This is a genomic window from Candidatus Stoquefichus massiliensis AP9, assembly GCF_000455285.1.
GTDB classification, from domain to species: Bacteria; Bacillota_I; Bacilli_A; order Erysipelotrichales; family Coprobacillaceae; genus Stoquefichus; species Stoquefichus massiliensis.
Genome location: NZ_HG005286.1, coordinates 202,500 through 217,031, shown reverse-complemented (window position 1 = coordinate 217,031; position 14,532 = coordinate 202,500). Strand labels below are relative to the sequence as shown.

General features: G+C 26.3%; 14 protein-coding genes. 2 read left to right on the top strand and 12 right to left on the bottom strand.

What is annotated here, in order from left to right; genetic code table 11:
- Positions 1-156: 156 nt before the first annotated feature.
- From BN350_RS05215 to BN350_RS05175, 9 genes are all read right to left on the bottom strand, one after another.
- The gene (locus tag BN350_RS05215; protein WP_315968791.1) at positions 157-783 is read right to left on the bottom strand and encodes an ABC transporter ATP-binding protein; all 627 of its coding nucleotides are present in this window, start codon (positions 781-783) and stop codon (positions 157-159) included.
- Between the two features lie 18 nt (positions 784-801).
- Entirely contained in the window at positions 802-2,862 is a 2,061-nt protein-coding gene (locus BN350_RS05210) for an ABC transporter permease (protein ID WP_028042643.1), read from the bottom strand.
- A 139-nt stretch (positions 2,863-3,001) separates the two neighbouring features.
- Positions 3,002-3,352 carry a hypothetical protein gene (locus tag BN350_RS05205; protein ID WP_028042642.1) on the bottom strand — a complete coding sequence of 117 codons (351 nt, stop codon included), beginning with the start codon at positions 3,350-3,352 and terminating at the stop codon, positions 3,002-3,004.
- A 171-nt stretch (positions 3,353-3,523) separates the two neighbouring features.
- Positions 3,524-4,150, bottom strand: a complete 627-nt coding sequence (locus tag BN350_RS18525) for an ABC transporter ATP-binding protein (RefSeq protein WP_044600128.1) — start codon at positions 4,148-4,150, stop codon at positions 3,524-3,526.
- Positions 4,147-6,207 (bottom strand): hypothetical protein, encoded by a 2,061-nt coding sequence (locus BN350_RS05195; protein ID WP_147573527.1) that lies wholly within the window; start codon positions 6,205-6,207, stop codon positions 4,147-4,149. The genes BN350_RS18525 and BN350_RS05195 overlap by 4 nt, the downstream gene beginning before the upstream one ends.
- Positions 6,208-6,239: 32 nt before the next feature.
- Complete coding sequence (locus BN350_RS05190; protein ID WP_028042640.1) at positions 6,240-8,351, bottom strand: DUF1430 domain-containing protein; 2,112 nt, start codon at positions 8,349-8,351, stop codon at positions 6,240-6,242.
- Positions 8,352-8,397: 46 nt separating this feature from the next.
- The gene (locus BN350_RS20895) at positions 8,398-8,739 is read right to left on the bottom strand and encodes a hypothetical protein (RefSeq protein WP_028042639.1); all 342 of its coding nucleotides are present in this window, start codon (positions 8,737-8,739) and stop codon (positions 8,398-8,400) included.
- A 96-nt stretch (positions 8,740-8,835) separates the two neighbouring features.
- The gene (locus tag BN350_RS05180; protein ID WP_028042638.1) at positions 8,836-9,207 is read right to left on the bottom strand and encodes a hypothetical protein; all 372 of its coding nucleotides are present in this window, start codon (positions 9,205-9,207) and stop codon (positions 8,836-8,838) included.
- An 11-nt stretch (positions 9,208-9,218) separates the two neighbouring features.
- On the bottom strand, positions 9,219-9,443 hold the full coding sequence (locus tag BN350_RS05175) for a hypothetical protein (RefSeq protein WP_028042637.1): 225 nt from the start codon (positions 9,441-9,443) through the stop codon (positions 9,219-9,221).
- Positions 9,444-9,685: 242 nt separating this feature from the next.
- Here BN350_RS05175 and BN350_RS05170 point away from each other — a divergent pair, with 242 nt between their 5' ends.
- Positions 9,686-10,600 (top strand): alpha/beta hydrolase, encoded by a 915-nt coding sequence (locus tag BN350_RS05170; protein WP_231385235.1) that lies wholly within the window; start codon positions 9,686-9,688, stop codon positions 10,598-10,600.
- An 88-nt stretch (positions 10,601-10,688) separates the two neighbouring features.
- Here BN350_RS05170 and BN350_RS18520 read toward each other — a convergent pair whose 3' ends face one another.
- From BN350_RS18520 to BN350_RS05155, 3 genes are all read right to left on the bottom strand, one after another.
- Positions 10,689-11,633, bottom strand: coding sequence for an IS3 family transposase (locus tag BN350_RS18520; RefSeq protein ID WP_081652846.1), 945 nt, complete (start codon positions 11,631-11,633; stop codon positions 10,689-10,691).
- A 5-nt stretch (positions 11,634-11,638) separates the two neighbouring features.
- A complete protein-coding gene (locus BN350_RS05160) occupies positions 11,639-12,046 on the bottom strand; it encodes an HTH domain-containing protein (protein ID WP_028042635.1) in 408 nt (135 codons plus the stop codon).
- Between the two features lie 89 nt (positions 12,047-12,135).
- Entirely contained in the window at positions 12,136-13,539 is a 1,404-nt protein-coding gene (locus tag BN350_RS05155) for a leucyl aminopeptidase family protein (protein ID WP_028042634.1), read from the bottom strand.
- Between the two features lie 203 nt (positions 13,540-13,742).
- Between BN350_RS05155 and BN350_RS18515 the strand changes: the two genes are divergently transcribed.
- Positions 13,743-14,532 (top strand): PD-(D/E)XK nuclease family transposase (locus tag BN350_RS18515; protein WP_081652857.1); only part of this gene is annotated, 790 nt, incomplete at its 3' end.

Sequence of the window (14,532 nt, the reverse complement as noted above, 5' to 3'; positions counted from 1 at the left end):
TTCTTTTAAAACATTGTTCTTTTCTAAATATAAAATAAGTTTGTCTGATAAAGTATAAATCATTGTTATCATTCCTTTGATAGTATTATACTATATTCATTTATAATCTGTTGATTTATTTGAAATCAGGGGGTTTTCATCTGGAATCCGCTGTTTTTAGATATTTATAACCTGTGTTGCATACTCTTTTAGTGTTTCATCATGTGTTACAACAACAATTGTTTTACCATCACTTTGCATTTGCTTTAATAAGTCACATACAAGGGCTTTATTATGTGCATCTAATGAGCCTGTTGGTTCATCTGCAAGTACCAGTTCACATGGCTTAAGAAGTAATCTTGCGAGAGCTATTCTTTGCTGTTCGCCTCCTGAACATTTATATACTTTCTTTTTCTCATATTCCTCTAATCCAACAATCTTTAATGCTTCTTTGATTTTATCTTTCTTATTTCCTTTTACATTATCTAATGCCATGACAAGATTATATTCAACTGTTTCATTATCTACCAATGCAAAGTTTTGAAACAAGTATCCAATCTTATCTCTTAACATGATTTCTGCTTTTCTTGAGAAAGGTTTGATATTCTTTTGATCAAATAATATAATATCCCCATTATCTGGTTTATCCAATAAACCTATCATATTTAATAATGTTGATTTACCTGAACCCGATTCTCCCATAATAACCACAAAAGAACCTTCTTCTATTTCAAAAGACAAATTATCAAAGACATGCTTATCTTGAAAAGATTTTGAAATACTCTTTACACTTACTATTTTCATCATATATCTCCCTTCTCTTTACATTGTTCCACTTTTTAAATATGGAGTTAATCCTTTTTTCTCAAAAGAGTAAACTATCATCAATATAACGAAAAACTCAATGCAAACAAGTAATGCTATAAATTTAATAAATTGTATGAAAACTAAATCACAGATGAGATAACTTACTGTTGATGCTATTATTGTAGAAGATAGAATAAAGATAAAAATCATAGAGTATCTTTCTTTTTTACTTTTTCCTAACATATATTGAATAGCTATTTCTTTTCCAAATTCTTCTAGATACATCTTTGTCGTAATATATACATTGCATAAAACAATAAGTAGGAAAATAATTACAGTTATTATAAACTCTGGTATATATTCCTGACACCTATCTATATAAAAGTCATATGCATTTATACATGATGTCAATCTCGCAGTTTGCATATTTTGACCTTGTATTTTTTCTATTTCATAAACAAACTCATTATAAGATTTATGCCTTTTATCAAATAAAAAACCTTGCATATCTATACTATCATTATAGTTATTTATGACACATATAATTGGATTATTCATTTCAAATATATTTCTAATTTTAAAATTAAAAAAGTAACCTGTTTGTTTAACATAAATAACATCATATCCTCGTGGGTTATATATTTCCATATCAATCTTATTCTTTATTTGATATGGTATAAGAAGTATATTTTCACTATAATGAGAAAGATTCAATTGTTTTCCTTGTTCATCATAAAAAACATTGTTTTGTAGATAATAAGGATTTGCTTCTAAATATTCATAGTCATAATATATTGCATATTCATCTTCTGGATCATAAAATGGACTATCTTTTGAACGCATGTAATATTTATCCATATTACAATAGATTTCTTTACTGTTATAATAGTCAAATACTTTCTGATTATCTACAAATGATCCACTTATTTGATAATAATTTTCTATTGTTTCTTTTTGTTTTTGTATACTTATATATTGCTTTATATATGGAAAAGATTCTGAAAATGTAGATATAACTGGTGTTATCAATAACACAATAACTATTTCTTTGACTATCCATTGTATAATAACAAAATGTCCATATGGTTGACTTAATTTTAAATATTTAATATGTGTAGAATATTTTATAAAGAAATATATAAATAGAAATATAATAACTACAATCACTATATAATAGATATTGACAATCTGATATGAATAATAATATTCTTTCGTTAAATCATTTATTTCTCCTATTTTTAGATAACATCCAATCATATTACTTAAACAAAATACAATAATAGATATTACAAAAAAGGGCATAAAGTTTCTAAAAACAAGCTTTAATATTGAATTACCTAACATTCTTGATATTAAATATTTTTTATGTTCTTTAATAATAATACAAATCAATAAAGATAGTAATAGAATAATACAAAGACTTAAATATGTTACACTATAACTATCAATAATAGAACTACTATCAGGATAATTTATTTCATTACCTTCAGTATCAAATATTTGTCTTATTGGATAATTTTGTGTTAGAAAATCTTTAAACTCTTTAATATCTTGTTCTTGATTACTAAAAATAGATATCCCTATTTTACTTGTTTTATAATCTAATTCTTTGATATCAGATAATTGATAAATTCGTATAATATCATGTGTATCCTTAAAAAAATCATTATTAATTATTTTTATATATCCTTTACTATAATTATCTTTTAAATCTGTCGTATAATAACTTTTATTGTTATCTTGAATATCAATATGAATAGATTCAGGTAATTGATCAATATTTGCAATAAAATAATTAATATAAGTATTAACTCCCTCTTCATCTTCATAGGCTATGTTTGTAGACATCTTTATTTGATATTTATCTGCATAAGTTACAATATCATTCATAATATCTTGATAATCATTCTCATCAATCTCTATCATCAAATAATTTTCTGATAAATTCATTTCTTCTTCTAATATAGAGTTTAAATTATATACTTTTGTTGCTTCTATCTGATTTTCTTCATAATAAGTCCTATTAATAAGAAAGAGAGATAATACGACTAAAATAATTATATATATTTTTTTCATTTGAGTTCTCCTTTCTTAATCTACTAAACATGCAATAAACAATACATATAATTCAAAAATTTTCTGTATTCTTATTCACAATTAAATTGTTGGTTATTTTAGAAAAGTAAAGAGGGATCAATCCCTCTTAATAGTTCTATTAATTTTGATAAATGCCATAATAATGTCTATGACTTATTTTGTAATACTGTTTATCTACATTAATAAAACAATCACTTGATTTCTTACCATAATATGCAGAACAAGAGACTTCTACACCTGTTTGATTATTCTTTAGATAATTAATATAAGTATATCTCTCATTTTCACCTCTAAAAGATGCTGCACCATGTAATGTGTAAAGTGCACAATCAGCCTTAAGAGTTGCTTCATTTTTAAGTGTTGTTTGTCCTTGACATGAAATGTCAATGTATGCAGCGTTTACAACTGTTAAACTTAATGTCATTAATAAAGAAAACAAACTAATAATTTTTATCCACTTTAACTTCATAAATCTTCTTCTCCTTTTTTTTGATTTTTTTTAATATAAATCATAATACTCCCATTGAAATCATTCCCCTTTCTCGCTAAAATTTCTTTTTCTAATTACATTATATATGATTATATAAAAAAGTGATGATTTATTTGAAATCAGGGGGTTTTCATCTGGAATCCACTGTTTTTAGATATTTATAACCTGTGTTGCATACTCTTTTAGTGTTTCATCATGTGTTACAACAACAATTGTTTTACCATCACTTTGCATTTGCTTTAATAAGTCACATACAATGGCTTTATTATGTGCATCTAATGAGCCTGTTGGTTCATCTGCAAGTACCAGTTCACATGGCTTAAGAAGTAATCTTGCGAGAGCTATTCTTTGCTGTTCGCCTCCTGAACATTTATATACTTTCTTTTTCTCATATTCCTCTAATCCAACAATCTTTAATGCTTCTTTGATTTTATCTTTCTTATTTCCTTTTACATTATCTAATGCCATGACAAGATTATATTCAACTGTTTCATTATCTACCAATGCAAAGTTTTGAAACAAGTATCCAATCTTATCTCTTAACATGATTTCTGCTTTTCTTGAGAAAGGTTTGATATTCTTTTGATCAAACAATATAACATCTCCACTATCTGGTTTATCCAATAAACCTATCATATTTAATAATGTTGATTTACCTGAACCCGATTCTCCCATAATAACTACAAAAGAACCTTCTTCTATTTCAAAAGACAAATTATCAAAGACAACTTTATTTTGATAAGCTTTCTTTACATTTCTTACTTCTACAACATTCATTCTATTTTCTCTCCCTTCAAGCAAGATATAATACTTGTTTTTTCAAAACGATAAACATAAATCATTTCTATTATGAGTTCTATCATAACAAATAAAATAATAAATTTTATTCTATCAGTCAATGTCACATTAAGAGACATAGTTCCTACAACTATAGCAATATAGCTCCCCATATTAAAAATCAATAATTCTAAATATCTTTTCCATTTAGTAATTCCTAATGTATATCCAATACTTATTTCTTTACCTTTTTCACCTATATACAATAACATTGATTGCATTATTAAAGTTAAATAAACACTAATATTAATAAATAACTCAATAATAGATTGTTTAAACATATAAATATAATAGTTATATTTATATGTACTACTTACTATCATAACATCTGTTCCTTCTATATCTTTAAGTTCCTGACTTAACTTAGAAAATTGATCTGTCTTAAAACAAAAACCTCTCATTTTTGTTTCAATCATATCATACTCTTTTTCTAAATAAATAATTGGATTCCTTACAACAAATGGTTCTTCCATTCTTAAATTTACAAATTTTCCATTATTCTGTATATAGACAATCTTATCTTTTTTTGATGGATAGTAATTAGATAAATCTTTACCTTTGTATTCTATTGGAACAAGTAAGACATTTTCATTATATTGACTGAAATCTATAAAATTATTATTGGTATCTCTTATATCATATTGTTTAAGATAATGAGCATTAACATGAATATATGGATATTTCATAAGATATTCTTCATTATCTGTATTTTGTGGAAATAATGGTGAATTTGAATAATAATCATTAAAATCCATATAATCAGTTTTATCTATATAATGATTAAATATTTCCTGACTCTTTTCTGGTATAGAGTCTAAATAATAAAGATCCTGAATATCATCTTTAACACTATTAATAGTTAAATAGTTGATGACATATGGATATATACTCTTAAATGAGCCAATAAGTGTTGGCATAAGTATCACTACAATAATAACTTTCATAACAACCTGGATATGATATAAATGCTTATAATGATTTTGTGTATGAAGATATTTGACATGACTTGTGAAATATATAAAAACATATATGATTAAGAACATTATCATTAGTGTTCCAAGACAATAGAAATGAAATGGAAATATTTGATTATAAAATTGTTTTGTCAGCATGTTACTTTCTGGACATAGATAATTAAAAGTTAATGTTATAACAGTTGAAAAACATAATTGACATATTAATAATAATGCTAAATATTCTTTGATTGCTATTTTCATTACAGATGTACCCATCATTCTGCGAATCATATATTTCTTAGTATTTTTCATTGCACTGACTGTTAATAATATAATAAATATAATGATTGTTATTTCAAAAAAATGCATTTGATTTTTAACTATAAATTGTTGATCTGTCATATTATAGATATGTTCATTTGCAGAAGATATATCATTAACCTTAATATCTTCGAATTGTTCATTTAATGTTTCTTCTAGTTCTGCTATAAATTGATTGTCTTTAGCATATATTGATAGATAAATAGATTGAAGTACTCTATCATTTATTTCGTTTATTCTATTAAACTGTTTAAATCTAAAAATATCTTGAGACAAATTAAAATAATCATTGTTTAATATTTTGATCATACCTGATGCATTTTCATCTACTTGTGTTGAATAATATTTTTGATCTGTTAGATGACTAAAATCTATAGTTTCTCCTTCTATAAGGTAATGACTTAAAACCTGAGAATCTGAAGATAAAATATAATAATCATTCATATTATATATGCCTTCACTATCTTTATAAGTATTAGTAACTATACAAGTCAATTTATTTTCATACACATATTTTGCAACAGCTTTACATATATCCTGAAATTTATAAGGTTCATTAAATTGTATATCAACAAAGTACTCATCCATATCTAAATTCTGTTCTACCACATTATTAAGTAAATAAACATTTGTAGCCTGATTCTCATTAACATCTTTAAAACTAAAATAGACAAGTGAAAATGATATAATACTAATTATTAATATAAGCAATTTTTTCATCATTTCCACTCCCTTTAATGAAATCATTTCATTTATAATCTTGATTCTCCCTTTAAAATATTAGCAATATTTGAACTTTCAAACTTTTTAATAAAACAATATAAAACAATAAGTTCAAATCCCAAACCTAATATATTAAAAATAAGAATATCTAAAAAATAACCTTTTAAAATAACAATTCCAATAACAAATATAGATAAGTAAGTTATAGTTGAATACATATATAATTCTTTATATCTTTCTTTATAACTACATCCATTCATATAACTTAATGCTATAGACATTTGATTTTCAGATATGTAAATATATGTAATCTGGTAGATAAGAATTGATATGAGTGTTATATAAAGTATAATAATTGAAAGTGTTTCCTGTAATGTTTTTTGGATACTATTTATATTAACTGACGATATGACTTCATTAGAAAACATTTCTACTGTTTCATTTGTCATTTGTTTTACTTCATTTTGATAATCTTGAATACTTTTATCTTTTATAAGAAGATTCATATAATATAATCTTGTTCTATCACTTTTATGAGTAACTAAATGAATAACTGGATTTGATAGATAGTAGGGTTGATTTAATTTGATATTAAAACAATTTCCTATTTTTTCAACATAAATAATTTGATAATCTTTATCTTCCATTATTTTCTTTAGATTTTTCTTTTTATGTTCTTTAGGAACTAAAAGAACATCTTCTTGAAATTTAGATAAATCTAATATATTTCCATTTTCATCTTTAATATTTTGATTTTTTAAATAATTTGCATTAGCTAATAAAAATGGATAATCAATAGCCATCTCATCAATTTCATCATGATACTTTTCAGGAGTTACTTCTAACAAATACTCTCTTGTATGATTTTGATAATAATCAAAATCAATATAAAATCCTCCATTTTTAAGATAATAGTTAAAGACTTCTTCAGTTGTTTCTGACGTATCTAAATCACTATCAAAATATGCACTTTGATCAATTAAATCCTTATTATCCATTATCCCTTTATATTGAATAATTGAATCTTTAGAAGTTTCTATCATTTCTATAAATGGAAACATTAATAATGAAATAATTACAACTTTTAGAAAAACATTTATTTCTGCAAAATGTTTGATTTGATATTCTTTCTTGAGATACTTTAAATGCATATTAATATATATAAAGATATATATCATAATACATAAAACAATGATAAGTCCTACGAACATAACAAAATATTTTATAAATAATTGATAATATTCTCTATTATAACTATCTAATTTTCCTGCATTTATAAACATACATATTAATAATGATGTTATAAAAACAATCAATTCTACAAAAAGAAATCCACCTAATTTCTTTTGCATTATCCTCAATATTGATAAACCATTTAATCTCATAATAACGATTTGTCTTTTTAGTTTCATTAAATGAAGAATTAATAATAAACCAACAATAAATATTAAAATAACCATAATCTTTATCATATTCATATTATTTTCTTGATGAATATCTATTAGTTGAGCTGGAGAATACCCATCTGTTAAATCTTGATAACTCACATGACCCTTTAAAAACACATCATTCATATCATTTAATAGACTTTCTCTATGATTACTATAAATAAATAATGATATTTGATTTCCTTTATCTTTAATAATATCTTCTACTTTATAGAAATTATGAATACGGTATTGATTATAAAAATTATTAAAAAATTCTTTATTTACTGTTACCATTAATCCTTGATATTCTTGATCATCTTGATATGTTGTATAATATTCATGAGTATTATATTGACTAAAATCTATAGATTGTATTCTATTGGTAAAATTTAAACCATTTAATATATTTGATTGTTGAGTGTATAAATAATAATCACTAAAATGTATACCACCTTTATTATCACCTGCAACAAGTAACATAGTCAAATTATGGTTCTGACAATAATCAACTAAGGAGTTAACACCTTCTTGTTGATAACCTTCTTGAAATTGACTCCAAAGCATAATTGTCTCTTTATTCTCTTGAATAGATATGTAATCTTGAATAGCTCCCAATTGATAGTATTGTACTGTTTCCATATTTACAAAACTTAAATATCCAAGTATTATTGAGATAAAGATTGTTATGATCCATATTCCTTTTTTAATCATATAATCACCCTCTTTATAGGTAAAAGGGATAAAAATATCCCTTTTACTAGTTTCTATTAACTGTGTAAGTATGTATATGTGCAAATCCATTATATGGACGACCAACATTCCATGATCCATCAGCATTCCTATTTCCAGCACTACAACCATCATATATCTTGTATGGATCTTCATTTGTTCCTACATAATTCATAACTGTATATTTTTCTGAACTATCTTCATAATAGCCATGAAATCTAAGTGTTGTTCCATAACAATTTGCATTATAGTATCCTTTTCCTGTTGATACTTTGTTCTGACAAGTAACATAAGTTGCTGAAACGCTAACTACAGATAATACAAGAATAAGTATACTCATAACACTTACTTTTCTTATACTCTTAAACATTAATTTTTTTCTAAATACATTATATATGATTATTAAAAAAAATGATGATTTATTTGAAATCAGGGGGTTTTCATCTGGAATCCGTTGTTTTTAAGTTTATTTCCATATCTCTATATCATAATAAACATACTCATTGATTTCTTCATTAAATATACAAACATTCTGTTCATCATTAGAAATATATACTTTATAACCTTTATTATCTTCTAATATTCTTGTTGTTTGTAATTCCTGACTAGGCATAACTTCTTGATCTACTGCACCTGAAACTAACCCATAAAAACGATAATCATCAGATAACTCTTTTGTATTAGGCTTACTGCTAGAAAGTCCATAATAATTATTATTTAAAAGAATGTAAGGTTTTATAAAATTTCCATCGACAACCTCTTTTTGACTACAACCACTAAAACTTAACATAAAAACCAATAACATGATAATTTTTATTATTTTCATTTGTTTACTCATTTTATTTGCTCCTATTTAATAGATGATGTGAATTCTTTATACATATGATAGATTTTTATAATACCTTTATAGATAAACAATCCTTCTCCCACAAATAGTACTACAAGCCCACTCCATATAAAAATATTTGAAATAGAGAATAATGAATAATCTCCACTCACACTAAGACTTTCTAATAAAGAACCTGCTAAAACCATTAAAACACCTAATCCAAAATACTCAATAACTCTTTTCATTTTTATTCCCCTTTCTTTATAAATTTAAAGACATATCAAAATAGGAATATATATCCTCATTGATATGTCTTTTGTAAAATATATATGTTTCCCCTCAATATATATCCTTGTAAACAAATTATACTAAATAATTGTGGAAATCTTGTGAATCTATTCACTATATTTTTATTGTTTAATAAAAAATATCACATTCGTTTATATTTTGTGATATGATAAAGACATATGAAAGGAATGTGATAAGAATGAAAAAGAAAACTTTAGCGACTGCAGCTATTTTAACAGGTGCTTTGGTAGGTTTTGCTAGTGTAACAGCTATTGATATTGCATGTAAGAAAAGGGTTCCTCATAAGAAAAAAGATGATTCTGTTAATCCTTATATAGAGAAATATTTACCTTGGTTAAAGGAACAGCATTTTGAAGATTTAGAAATCACTTCTCATGATGGTTTAAAGTTGAAGGCAAAGCTTTTGAAATCTGATTTAGATACTGATAAGGTTTTAATTGCGGTGCATGGTTATCGTTCTTATAATTTAAAAGAATATGCTTATTATATTAAGTTCTATCATGATTTAGGTTTCCATATATTAATGCCTGATAATCGTGCTCATGGTGAAAGTGAAGGAACTTATATTGGTTTTGGATGGTTAGATAGGCTAGATTGTATTCAATGGATAAATAAAATAAAAGATTATTTTAATAAAGATTTACAGATTGTTTTACATGGTATTTCTATGGGTAGTGCGACTGTCTTAATGGCTAGTGGTGAAGAATTACCTGATGATGTAAAATGTATTATATCTGATTGTGGATTTACAAGTGTATTAGATGAATTTGAACATGAATTGAAGCTTGCTCATATTCCACCATCACTTATCTTACCTACTGCAACTTTACTGAGTAAGAAACGTGTTGGGTATAGTTTTAAAGAAGCTTCTACAATTAATCAAGTTAAAAAATCTAAAACACCTACATTATTTATTCATGGTGATCAAGATGATTTTGTACCAACATATATGGTTTATGATCTTTATAATGCTTGTGCTGCAGATAAAGATTTATTAATTGTTGAAGGTGCAAAACATGCAGAAAGTTATCTTGTTAATCAGGAACTATGTGAAAGAACAATTATTGAATTTATGAGTCAATATGTAAAATGAAAGAAGGATATAAAATAAACTATACCCTATGTCAAGGACACATAAATAAAAAGGGGGATAAGTCATGAATGAAAATTCATGGCTTTTTCTATGTATATATAATTTGTGGTTTGATATAAGTTGATGGTAATAATAAGTGTCTTCTCTTAGTTAGGTACCTATCATATTCATATGGTGTCATTCTATTGAGTGCCCATTGCGGTCTGTCATAATTGTAATATTTTATATATTCAATAATTGTATTCACTAATTTCTCATAACTTGTACATTTATGTAATTCACTTTCTGTTTTTAATATAGCGAAAAATGATTCTTGTGGCGCATTATCCCAACAGTTTCCTCTTCTTGACATTGATTGGGTAATCCCATTTTCTTTTAATAGTTCCTGATATGCAATGCTTGTATAATGAACTCCTTGATCTGAATGTATAATGACATTTAAATCTAATTCTCCTTTATAGAAATCTAGAATTTCATTCACTGTATTCATAACGAAACTTAAGTCTAGTGTTAATGATAATTGCCATGATAAGATCATCTTGGTAGATGCATCTTTAATGACTGATAGATAAGCTCTCTTACCATTCGCATATGTAAGGTAAGTAATATCTGTTAACAATACTTTCTTAGACTTACCTTGTAAAAAATCTCTATTTAATATATTCTTATATATTCGATGACTCTGCTGAGCTTTTATCATTGCTTTTATTGGATTCTTTTTTCTTAGAGGACAAACAAGATTATATTTTTTCATTAACCTACGGATCTTCTTAAGATTCATAATAATTCCATAATCTCTCTCTATACGCATTCTGATTTGTTTTGCACCTTTTTTCCATGATTTATATTCATATGCTGCTTTAATCATTTGGAAATCAAAATGATCTTGCAGCTCCTTAGATGAAGGATGTTTTAATCTTTTTACATATGCATAATATCCTGAGCGTGATACATGCGCTATTTGACACATATACTGAATATCCAATCTTCCCTTTAATGACATCTCATAAATAATCTTAAATCTTTCTTGCACTGGAACTATTGGTATTTCTTTTCCAGTGCTTCTAGCTTTTTTAGAAATTCAATCTCCTGTTTTTGATATTCTAATTGATCCTTTAAGTATTTAATTTCTTCTTCAGGTGAATCAAAAGTTAATTTCTTTGGTCTGCCTACATGCCTGCCCTTTTTTCTATCAAATCCTTCTTCACGTTGTGCTTGTATTCTTATACGATGAGCCAACTGATCAACTCTTCTTTTTCCCAATGTTCTATAATTAATCCCTAGTTGAGATAATGCACGAGATGGTCCAATCCCATCAAGTAATAATCCATAAAATTTTTGTTTGAATTCCTTAGTAAAAGTGATATTAGCTTTTGTGATACTTTCAATATACTTATTTTTTTTGAATTCATCTATTTGTTCATCAGTAAAATAATTTCTTCCCATTTTTAACACATCCTTTCTTTAAGTATACAAAAATACCCTATAGATGACACGCTTTTTTATTTCGTGTCCATTCTATAGGGTATAGTTTATTATCCTTCTTTTATTGTATTAACAACAGTTCTTATCATTGCTCCTGTTGCACCTGTTCCATTGTTATCAGCAGTCCCTGCAATATCCAAATGTATCCATTCAACATTATCTTCTATAAATGCTTCTAAGAAATTGGCTGCTATACTTGCTCCTGCCCCTGGTTTTCCTACCGAATTTTTAAAATCTGCACTTGTAGATTTTAATTTTTTAAAATATTCTTCATCTATTGGTAAACGCCATCCTTTTTCGTCAGATATCTTTAACACTTTATCAAATTTATGATAGAATCTTTCACTATTTGAGAAAACACCTGTATAAAGATCTCCTAAAGCACTTACACAAGCTCCTGTTAAAGTTGCAAGATCAATAATAGACTTTGCACCTAATTGTTGTGCATATGTTAATGCATCACATAATATTAATCTTCCTTCAGCATCAGTGCTCACAATTTCAACTGTTTTTCCTGAAAGAGTTGTAATCACATCTTGAGGTTTATATGCTTTATCACTAACAAGATTTTCTGTTGTTGGTATGATTCCATAAACATTAACCTTAGCTTTTGTCTTCGCAAGAATACTCATAATTCCTAAGACATCTGCTGCACCACACATATCATACTTCATACCATAACTATTCCCTTTAAGATTATATCCTCCTGAATCAAATGTAATACCTTTTCCTACAACAGCATTATATGGCATATCTCCACCTTGAGAATACTTTAAACATATCATATATGCTGGAATATGACTTCCCTGATTAACAGAAAGTATTCCACCCGCTTTCATATCTTCTAAAGCATCTTTATCCAAAATAGTGCATTCTATTCCTAGTTCTTTTGCCAATGTCTTTGCTTCATCAACCAAGTGACAAGGTGTCATATAATTGGCTGGTGTATCAGCTAATTTTCTTGCATAATTAATTCCTTCTCCATAGATTATAGCTTCATCTATATCTTTTTGTACATCAGCATCTGTAATAATATTTACTTCAAATTTTTCTTGTTCTAGATGACCTATTTTTTGTTCTTTATATTGTGAAAGAAGATAACTTTCTACAAAAAGCTTTGTTATCTGATGAATATCTATATTTTCATTCGCTGCTTCAATAGCATTAAAACAAATATCTTCCTTTAAATTTTCAGATATTGTACAAAATGCTTGTCTTAATTGATATGTTGTTATTGTATGAGAATTACCCAATCCAATAAAATATATTTCTTTGAATGGTAATTGACCTAATGTATAAACTTTTGTTATTTCATTGAATGCTTTATTAACAATTTGATTAATATCATAACCCAGTTTATTTATAATTTCTTTACATATTTCTTGATCCTCATAAATAGGATAAATTAAGTTTTTCTGAATATTTTTTATATCATTTTTATTGATTTGTTTCATGTCAAATCCTCCTTTCTATAATGGTATCACTTTTTTTCATAAAATTGAAAATAAAAAAAGAAAAATGAAGATTTTTTGCGTATATATATAGTGAGGAGGTTATTTTATCTTTTGTTTTATTTATCATCGTTATTTACTATAAGCAATTATTGTGATATATTATCCTTGGATAGCCTCCCTTTATATGAAAGTGAGGTGAATCAATGAATACTGCTTTGTCTTATGAATATCTTGACTCTATTTTAAGTCTTAGGCTTATTGATGATGATTTTATGGATATCATCTTTAATGACAGAGAATGTCTTGAATTTCTTCTTGGTATTGTCTTCAACAAGCCTGTCTATGTTATTGCCTTTTCTACCCAGCATATGATGAAGAATCTCCACGGCAGAGATATTCGCATTGATGTTTTTACTAGAACTATCGATAATCATTTTATTAATGTCGAGGTTCAAAGAAAGAATGATGGTGCTCATCCCAAAAGAGCCAGATATCATCACAGCATGACGAATGCCAATATATCTTTTCCGTCACAGGAGTGGAAGAAAATACCACCAGTTTCCGTTATCTTTATTACTGAAAATGATGTGTTAGGAAAAGGACTGCCTATCTATCACATACATAGGACAATTGATGAAACTGGAGAATACTTTGATGATGAAACATCAACCGTCTATGTAAATGCCAGCATACAGGATGAAACACCATTGGGATTGCTGATGCATGATTTCATGTGCAAGAACTGTGGAGACATGCATTACGAAGTTTTAAGAAGAAGAGTCCACTATTTTAAGGAAACAGAAGGAGGGATACAGGAAATGTGTGAAATCTTTGATAAAATCAGAGATAAAGGGAAAGAAGAAGGAAAATTTGAAGAAAAACTTGAAACAATACAAAAGTTAAATTCAAAGAAAATGACATTTGAAGAAGTTGTAGATTTATTGAATATTCCTATAGAGAAACAACAACAGTTTAGAAATTATATAATTTTAT

Bases quoted from the DNA above. Each gene is read 5' to 3' on its own strand.
- BN350_RS05215 (WP_315968791.1), bottom strand. From the start codon at position 783: ATGAAAATAGTAAGTGTAAAGAGTATTTCAAAATCTTTTCAAGATAAG.
- BN350_RS05210 (WP_028042643.1), bottom strand. From the start codon at position 2,862: ATGAAAAAAATATATATAATTATTTTAGTCGTATTATCTCTCTTTCTT.
- BN350_RS05205 (WP_028042642.1), bottom strand. From the start codon at position 3,352: ATGAAGTTAAAGTGGATAAAAATTATTAGTTTGTTTTCTTTATTAATG.
- BN350_RS18525 (WP_044600128.1), bottom strand. From the start codon at position 4,150: ATGAATGTTGTAGAAGTAAGAAATGTAAAGAAAGCTTATCAAAATAAA.
- BN350_RS05195 (WP_147573527.1), bottom strand. From the start codon at position 6,207: ATGAAAAAATTGCTTATATTAATAATTAGTATTATATCATTTTCACTT.
- BN350_RS05190 (WP_028042640.1), bottom strand. From the start codon at position 8,351: ATGATTAAAAAAGGAATATGGATCATAACAATCTTTATCTCAATAATA.
- BN350_RS20895 (WP_028042639.1), bottom strand. From the start codon at position 8,739: ATGTTTAAGAGTATAAGAAAAGTAAGTGTTATGAGTATACTTATTCTT.
- BN350_RS05180 (WP_028042638.1), bottom strand. From the start codon at position 9,207: ATGAGTAAACAAATGAAAATAATAAAAATTATCATGTTATTGGTTTTT.
- BN350_RS05175 (WP_028042637.1), bottom strand. From the start codon at position 9,443: ATGAAAAGAGTTATTGAGTATTTTGGATTAGGTGTTTTAATGGTTTTA.
- BN350_RS05170 (WP_231385235.1), top strand. From the start codon at position 9,686: ATGAAAAAGAAAACTTTAGCGACTGCAGCTATTTTAACAGGTGCTTTG.
- BN350_RS05160 (WP_028042635.1), bottom strand. From the start codon at position 12,046: ATGGGAAGAAATTATTTTACTGATGAACAAATAGATGAATTCAAAAAA.
- BN350_RS05155 (WP_028042634.1), bottom strand. From the start codon at position 13,539: ATGAAACAAATCAATAAAAATGATATAAAAAATATTCAGAAAAACTTA.